The organism is Bifidobacterium thermophilum, from assembly GCF_002846655.1.
In the GTDB taxonomy this organism is placed as follows: Bacteria; Actinomycetota; Actinomycetes; order Actinomycetales; family Bifidobacteriaceae; genus Bifidobacterium; species Bifidobacterium thermophilum.
The window spans coordinates 100177-120244 of the sequence record NZ_PCGX01000011.1 but is presented as its reverse complement, the minus strand read 5'-3'; the positions used below and the strand labels follow the sequence as shown (position 1 = coordinate 120244).

Sequence of the window (20068 nt, the reverse complement as noted above, 5' to 3'; positions counted from 1 at the left end):
GTACTGCACCCGGAAGGGTGTGGGAGAGTAGCACGCCGCCGCACCCAAACCTTGAAAGGGAGGGGACACCACACGTGCCCCCTCCCTTTTCACATACCCCGGACACACACGCAGGCGACCACCCACACCCGCACATGGAACAAACGGGCCAAGCCGGGACAACCCCATCACACACCCCGACCATGAACCGGCAAGTGAGGCACCACACACACGACAGGCACGGCATACGGGAACCAAAGATTATCGCCTTAGGCGATCCATTCCTTCGCGTATGCGGCGGCATACACAACCCAGGCGGAAGGCACCGGGCAACGATACAATCGCCTGGCATCCGCCGGCCCGCGCATGCCCGCGCATACACAACGACGCGTTACCGGCATACCGGGCCAGCCGGGCGCCCGCTTCCGGCATACGGCGCATGCCCCGGCATACGCATTTGAAAAAACTCCCCGGCCCGCACGGCAAGCCCGGTTGCACCCCCGCGGCCGGCAAGGACACGGGAAACACGCCCGATGCCACGACACGCCCACGGCCACAACACCCGCGGGGATCATCAGCAATAACCCCGGTTCCTATATGCCACAGGCACACACCAAACAAACCAGCCACACCTGACCATCCATCAGCGTAACCAGTTTGGGAGAAGACAGGACTGTCTCCAGTGTGTGGAAACGACCCGCCGACCGTGGCCGTATCGCCCAGTCAATCAGAAGTCCACAGCATCAGGATCACTGCATGCGCCGCCGATGCCGCGCAGTTCATCAATCACCTGCATGTCTTCATCCGTCAATTCGAAATCGAACACATCTATATTTGACCGCATCCGACTCATATGCACTGACTTCGGAAGCGGTAACACATCATGCTGCAATGCCCAGCGTACGCAAACTTGGGCGCTGCTTTTCCCATACTTTCCACCGATTGACACAAGCGTCTGGTTCGTAAGCACATCCTTGTGACCGAATGGTCCCCACGCCTCAACTTGAATACCGTGATCCTGGCAGTACTTCACAGCTGTTGTTTGAGGCCAACCCGGATGCACTTCCAGCTGGTCGACCATCGGCGTGATGGCAGCCGACGGGATCAACGATTCAATATGATGGGGCAGGAAATTCGACAATCCGATTGCCTTCACGCGTCCACTCTTATACAACTCTTCGAAAGCCCTCCAAGCCTCCGCATTGAGCTCCTGCGCACGGTCCCCGAACTGCTTGCGATTCGCGGGCCAATGGATGAGATACAAATCCAGGTAATCAACCCCAAGTTCGTTGAGCGTTTGTTCGCACGCTTTCAGGGTGTTCTCGTAGCCACGCTCGGTGTTCCACAGTTTGCTGGTCACAAACAGCTGGTCGCGAGGTATTCCACTATCACGGATTCCCGCGCCAACTGCCTCCTGATTGCCGTACACCGCCGCGGTGTCGATGTGTCGATACCCGGTTTCCAAGGCTTCGCGCACTGCTGTACGTGCCTCGTTGGCCGGTGTTTCGAACGTCCCGTAACCGATGCATGGGATTGCCGTCCCGTTCGATAGGGTAAATGTGTCGGTGCATGACGTGACTCGCATGATGCCTCCTGATGATGGTGACTGATGTCTGCTTACTATCCATCCGCGTGGGTCTTGCCGGCAAGACCCACGGATGCTGATACGTGGCACGATGGCACATACGGCATCGCCTCGCGTATCTGCCGATTCCAGTCAAGCACGCCTAGCTGTGGGAACGGTGAGGTTGACGCGTTTCTGCTGGCGGCGAATGGCAATCTCGTCTGAAAGTGAGCAGGCACCACCCAAGAGTATCCCGGCTCCCTCGCTATACTGGTAGATGAGGATCCTTCCCAAGGCCGTCCATATGACGGTAACGCAGCGTGCATGTCAACGGAAAGTGCAGACGGCTTGTCCGTCATGTTCTTGTCGCGCAAACGCACGATCTGTTCAAACTCGCCTGGCGGTTGTGCCGTCCAGACCAAGAAAGGAAAGCTGGGGACAGCCTTACTATGTATGACTGAACAACAGCAAAACCGTGATACCGCAGAGCAGCAATCCCACGATGCCGCCCCGATCATGTCTGCAGAGAATACCCATATCACACAACCAGAACCGATTCCGCGGACCTTGATTCTTTCGATTTTGGCGACAGGAATCATGGCGTTCATTGGCATTCTTACTGAAACCTTGATGAATGTGCTGTTCCCGATTCTGATGGGGGAGTTCCATATCAGCACGTCCACGGTCCAATGGCTGACCACCGGGTATTTGCTGGTGGTTTCGCTTGTGGTGCCGTTGTCGTCATATCTCAAGCGCAAGCTTCCTGTGAAGCGGATCTTCCTGATTGCCATCGTGCTATGCATTGTCGGGTGCATTGTCGGCGCATGTACGCTGAATTTCCCGATGCTGATGCTCGCCCGCATTCTCCAAGGCGGTGGCACGGGTATCGCCCTGCCGTTGATGTTCAATATCATTCTTGATCAGGCGCCAAAATCGCGTATCGGTCAGCTGATGGGTGTCGGCAGCTTGGTTGTGGCGACGGCGCCGGCGCTCGGTCCGACGGTCGGCGGACTGGTCGGCACATACATGCCTTGGCGGTGGATTTTCGTGATTCTTCTGCCGTTCCTGCTTATCGCCCTTGGATTGGGCCTCGCCAATATCCAGCGGGGGTCGCCTACGGTTGACGCGCATCTCAATCCGTTGCACGTGTTGCTCATGGCGGTGGGCTTCGTGGCGTTCGTATTCGCGATTGACGAGGGCGGCTCCGCGATCACCGCATTCAGCCAAGGAGCTTCGGGCGGCGGGAAGACCGCGGTGTTGGCCGTGGTGTTGCTGATTGTCAGTGTGGTGGCGCTCGTGGTATTCGCCCAACTGTCACGCCGTTCGTTCTCTCCGCTGGTCAGGCTCGGTGTGTTGTGCAGCGTACCGTTCCGCTGGCATCTGCTTGCTTATGTGCTGCTGCAGATTTCCATGATCGGTTTCAGCTTTGTCATTCCGAACTCTGCGCAGCTCGGGTATGGCATTTCTGCCTTGGTTTCGGGTGTTCTTGTGCTTCCGGGTGCGTTGTTCGGCGCTATGCTTGCCCCGGTGTCCGGTTCGTTGCTTGACCGCCAGGGGCCGGTCAAACCGATTTCCGCTGCCCTTGCCGTCACGTTGATCGGTGTGCTGCTGTTCTCCGTGTTCGTCAACGGGTCATCCACGGCAGTGGAGTTGGGTATCTTCTACTTCGTGTTCATGGTCGGCTTCTCCATGGCATTTGCCAATACCATGACCAGCGGCCTCAACCAGGTGGACGCCCAGTTGAAAGCCGACGGCAACGCCCTGTTCAGCACCTTCCAGCAGCTTGCGGGCGCGGTGAGTACGACGATTCTGTCTGTCTTCCTCGCTTCCGCCCAGGCGGGGCATGGTGAGCCGGGAACCGCCATATACCGGGCGGCGACTGTTGCCGGAGCCCACCACGGCTACATCTTCCTCACGATTGTCGTGATCTGCGCGTGCCTGTGCATGGTTCATGCGTTCAGGTATATGAAACGCGAGGGCGCTCTCAGCTGACGCCCCGGGCGGCCGGTGGATTGTTGTCCCCGGCCGCCCGGCATTGTCTGCATCCCTGTACGTTCCCGTGCGTTGTGTCCTTGTGTTTCTTCAGCGAAACGACGTACACTCGGCTGTATTATGCATTACTTCACTCCAAAACGGTGCACTGAATCGAACAAGATCATGTACCACGATAAAGCGCAGGCGTTGCGCGCGGCCGATCAGAGCTGGCGCGAACGTGGCGCCGAGCTGTGGGTGTATCGGTGTGAGTATTGCGGCAGTTGGCATTTGACGCATCATGACCCATCGTTGCGTGACGCGGTTCCCCGTATGGACGGGCCGCACAAGCCCCACTCGCGCAAACGCGGGTATAAACCTCGCAGACGATGATTCGCCGTGCTGACCGTGCATACTATGAAGACCGTAGACATCAGGGAACCGGTGTCTACGGCCTTCAATCGTTGTATACAATGAACGGGCAGGACGACTCAGCAGGACGGCCCAGTGTGAGGGTTCAGCGCGAGAGGTCGAATCCTTGTGCTTGCGCGTCGCACAGCCCGCGATCAAGCGCCGATTCGTCCTCGGCGATGCTGGCGATTTGGTCGCTGAACGCATCCACGGGCCGCGAAGTATTGCGCAAGTCGTAGTACTGGTGGACTTCCTCGTCGAATGCCTTGAGGCCCTTGATCGGTGTGCCGTCCGTGGGGTACGCGTTGTCGAAGAACTGCATGGAACGGGGCATGCGGGGTTTAGGCGCAGGTTTCTGATCAGGCTTGCCGATGGCCAGTCCAAGCACCGGGAACGTGTATTCCGGCAGCTTCAGCGCGGCGATCAGCTCGGGGATGTCGTTGAGGATCGAACCTAGGATCACACACCCCAGCCCCATCGAGTTTGCGGCGGTTTCCATGGCATGCAAGGCGAGGACGGCGTCGTTCTGGGCCTGCGAGAACCGATAACCGTACCGCAGGGCAAAGCGCTCGGGGGAGACGTCCACGCCTTTGGCCTGTGCAATCATCGCGTTGCGGTGCTCGTCAAGGATGAACACGTACAGCAGCGGGGCGGTGGCGATGTACTCCTGATGCCCGATACGCGCAAGCTTGCTCTTCAGCTCGGGGTCGGTTACGCGGATAACCGACCAATCGTTGAGGAACTGGCTTGACGCGGCATGCTGGGCTGCGGATTCCAACGCGTCCACGGTGTCGGAGTCAATCGCCTCCGACTTGAATTTACGGATTGAGCGACGCTCGAGTAGGGCGTCGACGGCTGGCTTTGAAGAAATAGTCGTACTCATACAGCTATTGTCTCAGGCTCAGGTCACGGCTGCCCGGTGACTTTTGCTCTCCGTGAAGATATCTGCGAGGGACTGCGGAAATGAGGTGTCGTGGCGCTGGTATGGCCGCGTGCGCTGTCTGATGATTGCAACGCAGTCGATTTACGCCGTGGCGTTGATCACGTGCTGGCGTACGTATAGCGGTGCTGAACACACGCTGACCCGCACGTTGATTGCGCGGTGCTGGCGAACGCGCCGTGCCCCAACCTTCTGTACGTCAGCGATGATGGCGAGCGACAATGGACTGCGCCGCCATGCTGGACAATTGGTTGGTTATCGCCGCGACCGCTGCGGATATCGCGGTACGTGACAAGCTCGCAAACAGGCTTGTCGTGGCTTTCGTGTTCCCACCGGCGATGCTTCGGCGCTCGATGCCCGTCCATACTGATTGCATGATGCGCCCGACCACGATACCGGCAACGGTAGGTAGTGCGAACAGCAGGATTTTGTCGCCGAGCGTTTCGGGGTCGCGCTCACGGCGGTCTTTCAACGCGGCGATCGCATTGTCCACCGTTTGCAGACGCGCGATGATGGCATCCACATTGACGCCGCCTGCACCGGTGGCATTGGCCGCATTGACGGCATGGTCCGAGTGGCCTGCGCCGTCTGACGTCGGAACTGCCTTGGCCGTGTCTCGTCCGGTTGATTTGTTGCCTGTGCTCATACGTTCATGATATGCCATCCCCATCGTCCAATGTGGCAATGACGCGGGGAATATAGCCATCGCAAAAGGCCTCGGACATGGGTCTGCGCATCGCGTCCCATGCCGAAAGCCATGCCGATTTATGTTTTCCGGTATTTCCCTGACATCCGGCCATTTGAGCGGTACAATGCCTCTATGACTGCAATTCATCTCCCTGGCGACGACGCCACGAAACAAGGTCATCTCGTTCTGCTCCGCCACGGGCAGACTGTGTGGAGCGTGTCGGGGCAGCACACCGGACGCACCGATATCCCCCTGACACCAACAGGGCAGGATCAGGCACGACAGGCCGGTGCGCGGCTGTTGCAGGCGTTCCCGCAAGGATTCGCACCGGACCACGTATTCGTCAGCCCGTTGCGCAGGGCACGGCAGACCGCGGCGCTCGCCGGGTATCCGCAGGCCACAGTGCTTGACGGGCTTGCCGAGTGGGATTACGGCAGGGCGGAGGGCCATACCCGGCAACAAGTCAGTGAGGCGAGTGGTTTCGCATGGGATGTGTGGCGGGATGGCCCGAGCCGGGTCAGCATGGAACTCGCCGGCGACTGGACCGCCACATTGCCTGGGGGCGAGCAGGTGCCCGTGCACAATGGTGAGGGTGAGACCCTCGCGGAGGCGGCGGAACGTACGCGCGGCGTCATACGTCAGGTGTCGGCTGCGTTGGATGACGGGCATGATGTATTGCTCGTCGCCCACGCGCATATCCTGCGCATTTTGACCACGCAATGGCTGGGTGTGGATCCGCACGGCGGCAGGTTGCTGCGGCTTGACACGGCGCATTACTGCGTGTTGGGGCGGTACCATGGCGACCATGTGATCGTGCACTGGAACTGCTAGCTTTGCTGGGGTCGCAGGAACGCTCAGCCCGGTGGTTGAACCTGCATCATGATGCCTGATGCCCGTCGTTGATTGCAGTTCAGACAGGGGACAAAGAAGAAACGCCGTGTCAGCAAACGGTTGCATGTTGTGCAACTCTGCAAATCCCTTGAAACAAGCCATTTGTGCTCGCTTTGTCCGCTGAAAGACACGACACGCCGACAACTTTTCTTGCCATCGTTTGCAAAAATCCGGGGGAACGTGCATAATAGGAAACGTCGAAAACAGAACGGCACGACGTAAGTGCCGACTTCCGAGCAATATCGGAACGACAGCGGAAGAGAAAGGTTCGATGATGAATCGTACAGTCAAGTCAGCGATCGCCATCGCAGCAGTGGCAGCTATGTCTGTCGGCGCATTCGCAGGCTGCGGCAGCTCCAGCAGCAGCGACAACGGCAAGGGCAAGGTCTACTACCTGAACTTCAAGCCGGAAGCGGCGGACCAGTGGAAGGCCCTCGCCAAGGAATACACCAAGGAAACCGGTGTTGAGGTCACCGTGTCCACTGCAGCGTCTGGCACCTATGAGCAGCAGCTCAAGAGCGAAATGGCGAAGAGCAACGCCCCGACCCTGTTCCAGGTCAACGGCCCTGTCGGCTATGCCAACTGGAAGGATTACACCGCCGACATGTCCAACACCGAGCCGTACAAGCAGCTCATCAACAAGAAGGTCGCCCTCAAGGACGGCAACAAGGTCGTCGGCGTGCCGTACGCCATGGAGACCTATGGCCTCATCTACAACAAGAGCATCCTGAACAAGTACTTCGCTCTTGACGGTGCGAAGGCCAAGTCCATCGACGACATCAACTCCTTCGATACGCTCAAGGCGGTCGCCGATGACATGCAGGCCCGCAAGAGCGAGCTCGGCATCAAGGGCGCCTTCACCTCCGCGGGCTTCGATTCCAGCTCCGACTGGCGCTTCAAGACCCATCTGGCCAACCTCCCGCTCTACTACGAGTTCGAGAAGGACAAGGTGACCAAGGAGCCGTCCAAGGTCAAGGGGACCTACCTGCCGGAGTACAAGAACGTGTTCGACATGTACCTCAAGGACTCCACTACCGATCCGACGCAGCTGAGCTCCAAGACCGGTGATGACGCGAACTCCGAGTTCGCGCTCGGCGAGGCCGCCTTCTACCAGAACGGCACCTGGGCTTGGTCCGACCTGCAGAAGGCCGGCATGAAGGCCGACGATGTCAGCATGCTGCCGATCTACTTCGGTGTCGACGACAAGAACGAGGGCTTGGTCACCGGTTCCGAGAACTACTGGTGCATCAACTCCAAGGCTTCCGAGGCTGACCAGAAGGCCACCGCTGCCTTCCTCAAGTGGGTCATCACCTCGAAGACCGGCATCAACTCCATCAGCGACAAGATGGGCCTGACCACTCCGTTCAAGTCCTTCGACAGCGTGAAGATCACCAACCCGCTGACCCAGGCCGCTGTTGAAGATCAGAAGTCCGGCAAGACCCAGGTCGCTTGGGACTTCGCCTTCATGCCTTCCGAGCAGTGGAAGAACGATCTCGGCAACGCGCTCCTCGAGTACGCTCAGGGCACCGGCAACTGGGACGCTGTGAAGACCGCGTTTGTGGATGGCTGGGCTAAGGAGTACGCCGCGGCTAACCAAGGCTGATTCCCGATAATCTGAGGGCCGGTTGGTTCCCGGCCGGCCCTCCCTGTTTTTCTCCTTTCTTCTTTGTTTGATGGTTGGAATGACCCCCACCGTGATTGCGGTGGGGGTCATTCTGTATGTGGAGTGTGGTGTGGGTTGCGGACCGTTGCGGTTGGTGTTCGTGTCGTCTCACAAACTGTTTACGCAGGTCGAGCCTGAGTGTCGCGCTGGTTTGTGAAATGTCGGATCGCCTAGGCGTGCTGTAGTGGTGGCGTGAAAGCGCTCGTCCGGTCCGCGGGGAATCGGAGGTAACAGAAAACCGGTTATGTCGAGGTACCTTCAACATAACCGGTTGCCGTACTTGAAACTTGATGGGAGCTTGAAGCTTGGATTTTGCGTGTAGTCTGCTCAGTGTTCTTCCACTCGGGAGGTTGAGGAACGGACCACGAGGTGCGCGGGGAACAGCTCGTTGGGATTGTCCACAGTTTCGCCCTCGATGAGCTTGAGCGTCTTGCGTGCGGCGGCCCGCGCCATATCGATGGGAAGCTGGCGGATAGTCGTCAGTCCGACATCGTGCGCGTAGGTGCTGTCGTCGTAGCCGATCACCGAGATATCCGACGGGACGGAGAATCCGTTGCGTTCCAGCTGGAAAATCAGCGGAATCGCAATGCCGTCCTCCTGGCACGCGATGGCCGTGGGCATCTGCGGCAGACTCAGAATCTGGGTGATGAGATTGTCGATGCGGTAGGTGCCTTCTTCGGCGGTGATGACCGATGGCTCGATGTCTTGTTCCCGGCAGTAACCGAGGAAGGATTCGATACGCTGCTGCACGCTGAAATGCAGGGATTGCGCCGGGTTCGTGCGGATATACAGAATCCTGCGATGCCCAAGCTGGATCAAATGCCGCGCGGCCAGAATCGACCCCTGATGGTCATCGATGTTGACGGTTGCTGAAAAGCCGTCTTGCAACACGGAATTCACGCCGATAATTGGCACGTCGATGCTGCTCAGTCGGTCGATTTCGTCTTTGTCGATGTCGAAGGATGCGATGACTACGGCGTCTGCGTTCCGGCGCACGGGCAGAGTGTCGAAGAATTCCTTGCGCTGCTCGCGGCTTTCGATTTGGATGATGGACAGATCGTAGCCGGCTGCGGAGAACTCGGCGTTGAGTCCTTCGATGACGGATGCGGCGAACCAGTTGCTGATGTGGTTGCTGACCAGCAGTGCGATGCGCAACGATTGGCCGGTTTTCAGTGCCGCTGCTGAACGGGATATGGAGAAGTTCAGTTCGTCGGCGATGGACAGCACCTTCGCACGCGTCTTCGGGGATACGAGGTCGGGGCGGGTGAATGAGCGCGAAACCGTGGAGATGGACACCTTCGCACGGTTGGCGACGTCTTGGATTGTAGCGGTCGTAGTGGGCTCCTTCATATCTTGCGGTTCGCGGCGGAAATGGTTCCGCCTCGGCGCGCATTTTGCATTCGGTTGCAATCATTTCCCGAAAAAATCAATAATCTCAGTATAGCAGTGTTGGAATATAATATTGGTGAATGTCTTATATTACAGACACTTAAGCGGTTAAGTGTAAAGCGCCACGCCGAAATGAAAACGTTTGTTTTTTTCTCGGAACGCGCGTACCATAAGGATTGTTGGCTCGCGGAGTGGGTCGAAGTAGCTCGCCCACGAGCTGGATAGGTTAGTTTTGCAAGCGTTGTCACTACGAGGTGACGGCGAGAGAGATAGAGAGGAGAGAGCAAGATGATCACCATGGCCGGCAAGTCCATTCGCCGCTGGTGGGCGCTGTTCGCGTTGCCAACTTTCGCGGCGTTCATCATCGGCTTCCTTGTGCCGTTCATCTTGGGCGTCTACTTGAGCTTCTGCAAATTCACGACGGTCACCGATGCCCATGTCGTGGGTCTGCGTAATTACCGCGTGGCGCTTCAGGACAAGGAATTCTGGCATGCAATGGGGTACACGACGGCATTCACCATCGTGACCACCATCATCATCAACGTTGTGGCGTTCGCCATCGCGTACATGCTCACCAAGGCCTTCAAGGGCACCAACGTCTTCAGGTCCGTGTTCTTCATGCCGAATCTGATCGGCGGCATCATCCTGGGCTATGTGTGGTTGCTGCTGCTCAACGGCGTGCTCGCTCACTGGGCAAGGTCCATCACATACTCGTCGACATACGGCTTCTGGGGCATGGTCATGCTCCTGTGCTGGCAGCAAATCGGCTACATGATGATCATCTACGTCGCCGGTTTGCAGTCTCTGCCTACCGATGTCATCGAGGCAGCCGAGGTTGACGGTGCCAACGGACGCCAGCGTCTGTTCAACGTCATCATCCCGCTCATGATGCCGAGCATCACCGTGTGCACCTTCCTGACCATCACCAACGGCTTCAAGATGTACGATCAGAACCTCGCGCTCACCAACGGCGCCCCGTCCAACACCTCTGAACTCGTGGCGCTCAACATCTACCGCACCTTCTACGGCCGCATCGGCTTCGAAGGCGTTGGCCAGGCGAAGGCTGTGGTGTTCTTCATCATCGTGGCGGTTGTGGCCCTGATCCAGAACCGTCTGACTTCCAGCAAGGAGGTTGAGGCATGAACGACGAAAAGGAAATCGACGCCTCGGAGCGCGTCCATCATCCATGGGCTTGGACGATTTTCTTCACCATCCTCAGCTTGGTGTGGATCTACCCGATCGTCCTGGTGTTCATCAACTCCTTCAAGAAGAAGGTGTACATCTCCAAGAACGCGTTCTCCCTGCCCAACAAGGAGTCCTTCGCGGGATGGGAGAACTACACCACCGGCATCGAGCGCACGAACCTCATCGGCAGCTTCGGCTGGACCGTGTTCATCACGGTCGGCGCCGTCGCACTGATTCTGCTGTGCTGCTCCATGTGCGCATGGTGGATTGTCCGTGTGGACAACTGGGCTGCGCGTCTGCTGTACACGCTGTTCCTGTTCAACATGATCGTGCCGTTCCAGATGGTGATGTTCACCCTCTCGAAGCTCGCCGATATGCTGAGCCTCAACACCCCGTGGGGTCTGTGGGTCGTCTACCTGGGCTTCGGCGCAGGCCTGGCGGTGTTCATCTTCACCGGCGTGGTCAAGGGCATCCCGCAGGAGCTTGAGGAGTCTGCAATGCTCGACGGTGCATCCGTGCCGCGCATCTTCTTCAACATCGTGGTGCCGATCATGCGGCCGTCCATCATCTCCGTGGCCATCCTTGAGACCATGTGGATCTGGAACGACTACCTGCTTCCGTACCTGACCCTCGACCTCAACAAGTACAAGACCATGTCGATTGCCGTGCAGTACCTCAAGGGCGGCTATGGTTCAGTCGATATGGGCGCGATGATGGGCTGCCTGGTGCTTGCCATCCTGCCGATCATCATCTTCTACTTGATCTGCCAGAAGTACATCGTGAAGGGTGTGATTGCTGGCGCAGTCAAGGGCTGAAATTCTTCCTCTGAACTCCTAACAATGAAGGCGGACCGGTTTCGACTGGCCCGCCTTCAGCGTGTTTGCGGTGTTTTGCGGTGATTTGCGGCGTTTGCGGTGTCGTGTGAGGATTCGCTCACATAGTGGGGCGGTATCTTGGCGGGGACTGCTGGAGAGGGGTTGATTGGCGGTACTGTGTGAGGATTCACTCACACAACTACCCGGATGATGGTGCTGGGCTGGGGGTTTGGTGGGGTAAAGCGGCGTTGTGTGAGGATTCGCTCACACGGTGGGCGGTTGACTGGCTCGGACGTGCCTGTCGGGACGGTAGATGGGTGGTTGTGTGAGGATTCGCTCGCATAGTGCCGGGGCGTCTCTCCCAAACTGGTTACGCTGGGACGTGCGTTTGCGTAGACAGTCTGTGAAAGGGGGTGTGGCTGGCGATGCGTGCGGGAATCGCTCGTGCGATGGCGTCAGCCTTGGGCCAACGGGCGCATCATATGACAACGATTGCTGATGGCGGTTGCTAGGATGAGTGAGGACCAGCGACATCAAGGAGTCTTCATGCATTTTCTGTCCCCGGATTCCCCATTCATGCGTGGGCTGAGCAACCTCGTCGACGCCATCTGGATCAATATCCTGATGCTTGTCACCAGCATTCCGGTCATCACCATCGGCGCCGCGCTCACATCCGGGCATGATGCCGCTCGCCGCGCCATCATCGGCGAGGGGCACGTCACATCGAACTATTTTCGCGCATTCCGTCAGAATTTCGCGAAATCGACGCTGATGTGGCTGATTTTCGGCCCTGTTGCGGCAGGCCTTGTCGCCGCTTGGATTTTCCTGCAAATCACCCCGCTGCTGATACCGAAATTCGCGTTCACCATCGTCTGGATTATCGGATTCGAATGGGTATGGGCATTGCAGGCGCGATTCGAGAACAGCTTCGGCCGCACGCTCGGTAACGCGTACGTATTCGGTGTATCCCACATTGTCGCGACGCTGGGCATGGTGGCCATCGATGCGGTCTATCTGGCGCTGATCGCCGCATGCTGGCGGTACATGCCGCAGGGCCTGTTCCTCTTGCTGCTCATGGGGTATGGCACGTGCGTGATGCTGCACATCCCGCTTCTTGAACGCGTGTTCGCGCCGTATACCCGCCAATCCGCAACAACCCATGATGATGCGAACTGGCTTAACGGCGGATCAAATCAGCCCGATAGCACCGCGGGAACTGATAATCATGCTGTAGGCGTCAAGTCGGAACAGCACGCCTGAACGCAGGCATGACATCGGCGCATCCCGGACACCCTTATACATCCCGGACATCCGCAACATACGCGACATACGCAAACAGGGCCGCCTGTCTTCAAGGAGGAAGAAGACAAGCGGCCCTGAGCGTAATCAATCCGCGGTGGAACGGATTCTCGAGCGCATCCGCGACCTGCGACCCGCGATTCGCGGATGCATGATTCACGACCCGCAACCGGCCGCGGATTACGCCGTCACTCGCCGCGCATCACGGCAGCCAGCGACAGCACGCGCGGATTCTTGAACACCTCATCCGTATGGACCAGGTTGCCGTCGGCATCATGCAGCGGCACGCGCCAGTTGCAGTATTCCGTGCTGGTACCCGGCTGATTCTGGGTGTGGTGTTCGCCGGTGCCATCGACCAACGCTGCTTGTAGCAGCAGAGACGGGGCGTTGAGCAGCATTCGGTGCATCGCCTCGACGATTTCCTGCTCATGGGCGGGAACATCCTGTGCGGCGTCGGCATCCAGCCAGCCACCATCGACCAGCAGCTTGAGCATCGCATCGCGTTCGGCGCTTGCTGCCTTTTGGAACTCCTCCACAGGTTCGCTCAGCAGGTGCAACTCTTCGCGCAACTTGACATGCTCGAACTCGAGATACCCGGCAGTCGGCGGCAAATCGTGCGTAGTGACGGAAGCCAGCGCGTACTTGCGGTACGTGGACGGATCGGCGTACGGGTCGCCGGCGGTCGGGGAGCTGTTGACACGGGCGAACCATTCCACCACTGTGCCGAGCACGCCATGTTCGGCAAGCACTTGGGACACGTAGGCGGGAACCGTTCCGAGATCCTCTCCGATGACCATGCCGCCCGCTCGGCTCGCCTCAATCGACAATACGGCGAGCATTGCGCGGTAATTGTACGTGACATACGCTCCGCCCTTGGCACCTTCACCCTTCGGAATCCACCATAGGCGGAACAGGCCGAGGACATGGTCGATGCGCACCGCACCCGCATGGGCGAACACATTATGCACCATCTCGCGGTAGACACGATAGCCGGTGCGCTCCAGATATCGCGGATTGAACGGCGGCTGGCCCCAATCCTGGCCTTGCTGGTTGTAGAAGTCCGGCGGGCAGCCGACGGTGACGCTGCCGACCGCGAATCGTTCTGGATTCCACCACACGTCCACGCCGTACGCGTGCACGCCGACCGCCATATCCTGCATGAGACCGAGCGCCATGCCGGCATCCTTCGCGGCGGCCTGTGCCTGAGCAACCTGTTCGTCGGCGATCCACTGCAGCCAACGCTGGAAATCGAACAGATCCTGATGCTCGCGAACCAGTTCGGCGACTTCCGGCGAATTCCGGTCCAGTGTCGAGAACCAGGGATTCTTGTCCTCTTCCCAAGGCGCTCCCCACACTTCGAACGCCACACACCATGCGGCGAACGCGTCAAGATCCGGGCCGGCGGCCTTGACGAAGGCGTCGAACGCGGTCTGGCGTTCCGCAGAACGGCCGTGCTGGTAAATCACCCACAGCGCCTTGCGCTTGGCGGTCCAGGAAGCGTTGAGATCCAACGGGTCCGGATTGTCATTGGCCGCCTTGACGCTGTCGTGCAGGGCATCGACCTGTGCGCGCGCTTCGGCGTCAAGCTCGGAATATTCTTCGATTTGCTGTGGACGAATGTACGTGACATTGAGGAATCGGCGTGATTCCGGCAGATACGGGGAAGGCTCGATCGGCGGGATTGGGGTGCCCGCGTGAATCGGGTTGATCAGCATGAAATCGGCGCTCTGCTTGCCGGCGTCGTGCAGCAGTTCCTTGAGGTCGCCATAGTCGCCGACACCCCAGGATTCCTTGGACCGCACGGAGTACATCTGGGTCATCCAGCCCCAACGGTGGTGTTGCGCGACCGGCTCGGGAACGGGAATCCGCGCCGGGGCGGACAGAACGGTGGCATCGGCGGACCGCTCGCCGTCCGTCACATGGAGGGTATGGTAGCCGGTCGGCAGATCGTCCGGCATGGTCAGCGTGAACGCGTGGGGAATCGCGGGATCTGCGCCGGTGTCCTTGATGAGCAGGGCGTTGAGATCGCCGTCATAGGCTTCGCCGTTTTCGAGGGTGAGCGACAGTTCGGGGGCCGCCGTGACCGCATGGACTGGCACGCGGGTCGCGGTGCCTGAGAACACCACAACCGTCGGCGGCACCAGCTGATCGCAGGAGGTGCGGTGTGAGGCTTCCAGTGATGCTTCGATGGCGTCATCGCTGGAAGCGTCGACACCGAGTGCGGCAAGCACGCTCACCAGCACTTCATCCCTGATCTCAACGTATGTGCCGAGCTGGTCGATATACGAGGTGGAAATTCCGCTTGCTTTGGCAAGCCTGATTAATGGCCGCGCGAGACGTTCCGGGCTTTCTTCCCGCCGGACGTCTTGGCTGGATGGCGACGATGCCGTCTGATCGGACATAATGCGCTCCTTCGCTCCTCTCGAGTATGCGATGACAGTTTCCTACCGGCGGCTTTGACCGTCATTGGGGCAGCCGCCGAATCTGGATATTGATATTCTAGCGCGTATTGAAATCGTTTGCAATATCTTGGGAGCGTTGAGATTCTTGATGAAAAGAGGGGTCCGATCCGGGGGTTCGGCGTATTTGGGCTTAGAATCTTACTATCGTTTGCAATCCTAATGAGAAAGGCCCCGCGCCCGGCGTGTCGCAGATGGAAATGACACGCCGGACGTGGGGCCTGAGCGGTGTCACCGCGGGGACCTGCCGCCCGAGACAGTGAGCGCCCGTCGCAAGCGCGTCACTGCAACGCGACAACCACAAAGGTGCGTGCCGGTACGGAAAGTTCGGTGCCGTCGGCGACCTGCGCCCTGCCATCGGCGGAACCCGCCGCCACATCCGTCGAATCGGCGATGACCGCCCAATGCCGTGTGGCATCAGCCGTATTCTGGGGCAACTCGACTGTCACGCCATTCGTGGTGGGGTTCGCACACACCGCCAGGTCGTCGCCAACCTGTGCTGCGATGACCCCTTCGGGGGAGTCCAAAGCGATGCGTCGGCCGTCATAGAAGTCCGGGCGGGCTTTTCTCACCGCGATCAGCGTCCGGTACCATTCGATCAACGATGACAGGCGGGACGCCCTGCCCCAATCCAGCCAATTGAGCTCAGCGCTGCGGTCGAAGGAATTGTCGCAACCGTACTTCGTGCGGGTGAACTCCTCGCCGGAGAGCATGAACGGCAATCCGGCGGACGTGAGCACAAGCCCGGCGGCGATCGCGTTGGCCGCGAGGATATCCTGCACATCCCCGGTCGCGTCATAATCGGCGTGTGCGGGGTCGTCGCGCATGGTCAGGCAGAGTTTATCCCACAGCGTCAGATCGTCATGTGCCGACACATACTGGATGATTTGCCCGACCTGCTTGCCTTGAGCCTCGGTGCCGCGCCAGCCGTTGAACGCGTGGCGGACCAGTTCAGCGAATTCGGACGGCTGCCCGTTGACGTATCCGGGCTTGCGTTCGAGCATGACATTGCCTTTGATGGAGTCACGGCTTTCGTCGCAGAACCAGCCGATTCGCGCGTCCAGTAGCTTGCGTCCCTGTTTGTCCGCAAGCGTGAACGACGGTTCGGCATTCGTCTTGTCGGCGGACCACGGTTCACCGTACATGAGGATGGATTCGCCGCCCGGCAGTTTGTCCAGCTCCTTGCGCGCACGATTCAAGGTCTGCGTGTCCAGCAGGCCCATCAGATCGAAGCGGAATCCGTCCACATGGTACTCACGTGCCCAATAAACGAGCGAATCCACGATGAATCGGCTGAACATCGGCCGTTCGCTAGCCATGTCGTTGCCGCAGCCCGAACCGTTGGCGAACCCGCCGGCATCGTCACGACGGCAGAAATAACCGGGGGCCATACGCTCGAATTCGTTGTCGTTCTCGTACATGTGGTTGTAGACGACATCCATGATCACACGGATGCCCGCCCGGTGCAGCGCTGCAATCATCGCCTTGCACTCGCGGATACGGACCGCCCCGTCATACGGGTCGGTGCTATACGAGCCTTCCGGCACATCGTAAGCGACCGGGTCGTACCCCCAGTTGTAGGGGCTGCCGGTGGCCTCGTCGACTGACCCGTAGTCGTAGAACGGCATGATTTGCACGTGGGTGACGCCCAAACGCTTCAGATACGCGATGCCGGTGGGGAATCCTCCGGGCTGGTTGTCCAAGGTCGTATGCGCATCGGTGAACGCGAGGAACTTGCCGCGATGCCCTTTGGGGAATCCACCGTGCGGGTCGTTGCTGAAATCGCCGACATGCGTCTCCCAAATCACGGTTTGGGAAGCGGGAATGTCAGGGGAGCGGTCGGACAGCCAACCGTCGGGATTGGTCGAATCGAGATCGACGACCATGCTGCGTTCGCCGTTGACGCCGCTCGCCTTGGCCCACGGGTCGGCGGTGCGGATGGTGACCGTGCCTTCGGCGGCGTTGATGATGGCGTCGCTGGGTGCGTTGCTGACCGCGGATGCCGGAAAAGTCAGTAGGTAATCGTAGTAGGTCCCGGCGAGCCGCTCGGCGCTGCGATGCTGCCAGGCCCCATCCTGGGCACGTTCCAGCGCGACGGTCGCCGACGGGCCGTCCTTTGGATCGCTGGTACTGAACAATCGCAATGTGACTGCAACCGCGGAAGGCGACCACACGGTGAAGACCGTGCCGTGGTCAAGAAGCTGAGACCCGAGCAGGCCTGCGTAATCAGGCCACGATGCTTCGGCAAAAGACATGAGTTCCCCTTGTGATACCGGGTGTCTGCCCCTGAACGGGGTATGTCCGGTCAAAATTTGAATGGTGTGAAGTGATACGCGGTGGTTGGCCGCATACGAAAGGGGGCGGCCCGGAGCCTGAATGCCTCGGATCCGCCCCCTTAATCGGTATTGCCGGAAATCAGCCCTTGACTGCGCCCGACATGGACTCCTGGTAGAAGCGCTGCATGACGATGAACAGAATCGCAATCGGAATGGAGACGCACACTGCGCCGGCGGCGAAGCGGGCGTACCACTGATTGATGTATTCCTTCTGCAGCATCTGCCACAGACCCAGAGCGACAGTGAAGTTGTCCTGGGTACGGGCGATTGCCTTCGCCATGACGAAGTCAAGCCACGGGGTCAGGAAGCCGATAATCGCCTGGTACACGATCATGGGCTTGCAGATCGGGATGATGATCTTGGTGAACACCTGCCACTTGGTGCAGCCGTCCAGGTAGGCGGCCTCGTCGAGCGACATCGGGATGGTGTCCATGTAGCCCTTCATGACGTAGAAGCCTGCGCCTGAACCCGCCGAGTAGACGAGGATCAGGGCGATGATCACGAATCCGCCTTCCGTCAGGCCGAAGGCCTTCAGGATGAAGTAGATGGCGATGACGGCCATGATGGACGGGAACATGCCCAGAATGAGGGCGATGTTCATGAAGGTCTTACGTCCGCGGAAGCGCAGACGGGACATGCAGAAGGACACGGACAGCACGAAGAACAGCGAGATGATGCACACGAAGATGGCGATGACCAGCGTGTTGAGGAACATGCGCGGGAAGTTCATCACGTCGGTCTCCGTGAACAGCTGCACGTAGTTGTGGAACGTGTACTTCGTCGGGAAGAACGTGCTCTGGTACGGCTGTGTGTTCTTGTTGAAGCTTTCGAGGAACACCCACACGATCGGCATGAGCCAGATGACGGCCATGACGGTCAGGAAGATGTAGGCGACGACATCGCCGGCGATACGGCGCTTGTATGAATTGCCCTTGGCTTTCTTGGCGACTGTGGTGTCAGAAGTTGGATTACTCACCGGAAGCCCTCCTCATTCTTGTACGAACCGGAGCTGCGGTAGGTCAGCAGCGAGACCACGGCAAGGACGATGAACGTCATGATGCCGATGACCGCACCCAGGTTGTAGTTGTTCTTGTCGACCGTCAGCTTGTACAGCCAGGTGATCAACAGATCGGTCTTGCCTGCGGACGCGCCGACCGGGGTCGGTTCGCCGCCTGTGAGCAGGTAGATCACGTTGAAGTTGTTCACGTTGCCCGTGAAGGTGGTGATCAGGTACGGTGTGAGCACGAAGAAGATGTACGGCATGGTCACGTTGCAGAACCGCTGCCACCAGTTGGCGCCATCGATTTCAGCCGCCTCATACAGTTCGGTCGGCACGTTCTGGAGAATACCGGTGATCTGCATGATGGTGTACGGAATACCAATCCACAGGTTGATCACGATAACCGTGACGCGGGCCCATGTGGCGTCCGACAGCCACGGCAGCGGGCCGCTGATCCAACCCCAGCTTTCCAGCAAGCGGTTGATCGCGCCGTCACGCTGGAGCATGGTGTGCATAACCAGCAGGGACACGAACTGCGGCACTGCGATGGACATCGAGAAGCATGCACGCCAGAAGGCCTTGCCCTTGATGGTCTTGCGCTCGATGATCATGGCCATGAACATACCGAGGAAGAAGTTCAGGAAGGTGGCGAAGAACGCCCAGATCAGCGTCCATGCGAGCACCGAGAAGAACAGCTTGGCGTTCACGTCGCCGCCGCTGTTGCCGAGCACGGTGCCGAAGTTCTTCAGGCCTACCCAGGAGAACAGGACCGTGTGGTTCTGGTCGTAGCTGGTGAATGCCATGGAGATCATGAACACCAGCGGCAGGATGGTGAAGACCACGATGCCCAGGGTCGGCAGGAACATCAGGCCGACGTGCGCGTTCTGGTCGAACAGGGAACGCAGGTCCTGGCCGATGGTGTTCGGACGCTCGCCGTTCTTGATGGCGACCTGTGCCTTGTACGCGCTGCGCAGGGACAGGGAGGCAAGCAGGATGAGCAGAAGCAGCACGAACACGCTCATGACGCCGTACAGCAGGATGATGACCGAGTTGTCGCCGGCCTGGTAGACCCAGAAGCCGTTGACCTTGACCTTGGTCTGCTTGGCGGTGCCCAGTGTTGTGAGCTTGCCCAGATAGGTGCCGCCTTTGTCGATCAGGTACAAGATGATGAGCACTTCACTGGCAAGGAACGCCAGGCCCTTGACGATCTGCTTGCGGGCAAGGTCGCCGAGGCCGAAGATGAAGAGTGAGAGGCGTGTCAGGACATCCCCGTTCTTCCACGCCTGGGAGAATCTGTATGGTGACGGCTGAAGACCATCAGAGTTGCTGCGCTTGCGCTTGCGCACTCTGCGTCCTGCCGCGGCTGTCGCAGTTGTCATGCGGACGACCTTTCGATTGTTTGATGGTTATATGCAAGACGCCCCGCCCCGCAAAGCCGGGGGCGGGGCGTCTTGCAGACACGGTTACATTATTTGCTT

The 20068-nt window shown here is 59.1% G+C and carries 15 protein-coding genes; 7 read left to right on the top strand and 8 right to left on the bottom strand.

Annotation, left to right across the window (positions count from 1 at the left end; translation table 11 throughout):
* Positions 1–706: 706 nt before the first annotated feature.
* Complete coding sequence (locus tag CQR48_RS08380; protein ID WP_101452615.1) at positions 707–1564, bottom strand: aldo/keto reductase; 858 nt, start codon at positions 1562–1564, stop codon at positions 707–709.
* 432 nt (positions 1565–1996) lie between these two features.
* On the opposite strand from CQR48_RS08380, the gene CQR48_RS08375 reads away from it, so the two are divergent.
* Both CQR48_RS08375 and CQR48_RS09375 read left to right on the top strand, forming a co-directional pair.
* Positions 1997–3535 (top strand): MFS transporter, encoded by a 1539-nt coding sequence (locus CQR48_RS08375; RefSeq protein WP_101452614.1) that lies wholly within the window; start codon positions 1997–1999, stop codon positions 3533–3535.
* 120 nt (positions 3536–3655) lie between these two features.
* Positions 3656–3907: a hypothetical protein gene (locus CQR48_RS09375; protein ID WP_101452613.1), complete on the top strand. Its 252-nt coding sequence runs from the start codon at positions 3656–3658 to the stop codon at positions 3905–3907.
* A gap of 124 nt (positions 3908–4031) precedes the next feature.
* Here CQR48_RS09375 and CQR48_RS08365 read toward each other — a convergent pair whose 3' ends face one another.
* Complete coding sequence (locus CQR48_RS08365) at positions 4032–4808, bottom strand: nitroreductase family protein (protein WP_101452612.1); 777 nt, start codon at positions 4806–4808, stop codon at positions 4032–4034.
* A gap of 256 nt (positions 4809–5064) precedes the next feature.
* On the bottom strand, positions 5065–5511 hold the full coding sequence (locus CQR48_RS08360) for a DUF4235 domain-containing protein (RefSeq protein ID WP_167540106.1): 447 nt from the start codon (positions 5509–5511) through the stop codon (positions 5065–5067).
* Positions 5512–5685: 174 nt separating this feature from the next.
* Here CQR48_RS08360 and CQR48_RS08355 point away from each other — a divergent pair, with 174 nt between their 5' ends.
* Positions 5686–6384: a histidine phosphatase family protein gene (locus CQR48_RS08355; protein WP_026650561.1), complete on the top strand. Its 699-nt coding sequence runs from the start codon at positions 5686–5688 to the stop codon at positions 6382–6384.
* A 331-nt stretch (positions 6385–6715) separates the two neighbouring features.
* Positions 6716–8047 carry an ABC transporter substrate-binding protein gene (locus CQR48_RS08350; protein WP_101452611.1) on the top strand — a complete coding sequence of 444 codons (1332 nt, stop codon included), beginning with the start codon at positions 6716–6718 and terminating at the stop codon, positions 8045–8047.
* Between the two features lie 387 nt (positions 8048–8434).
* Here CQR48_RS08350 and CQR48_RS08345 read toward each other — a convergent pair whose 3' ends face one another.
* Positions 8435–9457 (bottom strand): LacI family DNA-binding transcriptional regulator, encoded by a 1023-nt coding sequence (locus tag CQR48_RS08345; RefSeq protein ID WP_101452610.1) that lies wholly within the window; start codon positions 9455–9457, stop codon positions 8435–8437.
* A gap of 327 nt (positions 9458–9784) precedes the next feature.
* Here CQR48_RS08345 and CQR48_RS08340 point away from each other — a divergent pair, with 327 nt between their 5' ends.
* From CQR48_RS08340 to CQR48_RS08330, 3 genes are all read left to right on the top strand, one after another.
* Positions 9785–10639, top strand: a complete 855-nt coding sequence (locus tag CQR48_RS08340; RefSeq protein ID WP_015451212.1) for a carbohydrate ABC transporter permease — start codon at positions 9785–9787, stop codon at positions 10637–10639.
* Positions 10636–11496, top strand: a complete 861-nt coding sequence (locus tag CQR48_RS08335; RefSeq protein ID WP_205827757.1) for a carbohydrate ABC transporter permease — start codon at positions 10636–10638, stop codon at positions 11494–11496. Before CQR48_RS08340 ends, CQR48_RS08335 begins: the two co-directional genes overlap by 4 nt.
* Positions 11497–12042: 546 nt before the next feature.
* Positions 12043–12756: a YesL family protein gene (locus CQR48_RS08330; protein WP_101452609.1), complete on the top strand. Its 714-nt coding sequence runs from the start codon at positions 12043–12045 to the stop codon at positions 12754–12756.
* Positions 12757–12983: 227 nt separating this feature from the next.
* Here the strand turns inward: CQR48_RS08330 and malQ are convergent, their stop codons facing one another.
* The 4 genes from malQ to CQR48_RS08310 all read right to left on the bottom strand — a co-directional run bounded on the left by malQ (position 12984) and on the right by CQR48_RS08310 (position 19969).
* Positions 12984–15197, bottom strand: a complete 2214-nt coding sequence (gene malQ / locus CQR48_RS08325) for a 4-alpha-glucanotransferase (RefSeq protein WP_101452608.1) — start codon at positions 15195–15197, stop codon at positions 12984–12986.
* Between the two features lie 338 nt (positions 15198–15535).
* The gene (gene pulA / locus CQR48_RS08320) at positions 15536–17509 is read right to left on the bottom strand and encodes a type I pullulanase (RefSeq protein WP_101452607.1); all 1974 of its coding nucleotides are present in this window, start codon (positions 17507–17509) and stop codon (positions 15536–15538) included.
* Positions 17510–17669: 160 nt separating this feature from the next.
* Positions 17670–18566, bottom strand: coding sequence for a sugar ABC transporter permease (locus CQR48_RS08315; RefSeq protein WP_033507067.1), 897 nt, complete (start codon positions 18564–18566; stop codon positions 17670–17672).
* Positions 18563–19969 (bottom strand): carbohydrate ABC transporter permease, encoded by a 1407-nt coding sequence (locus CQR48_RS08310; RefSeq protein WP_101452606.1) that lies wholly within the window; start codon positions 19967–19969, stop codon positions 18563–18565. Before CQR48_RS08310 ends, CQR48_RS08315 begins: the two co-directional genes overlap by 4 nt.
* Positions 19970–20068 lie beyond the last annotated feature (99 nt).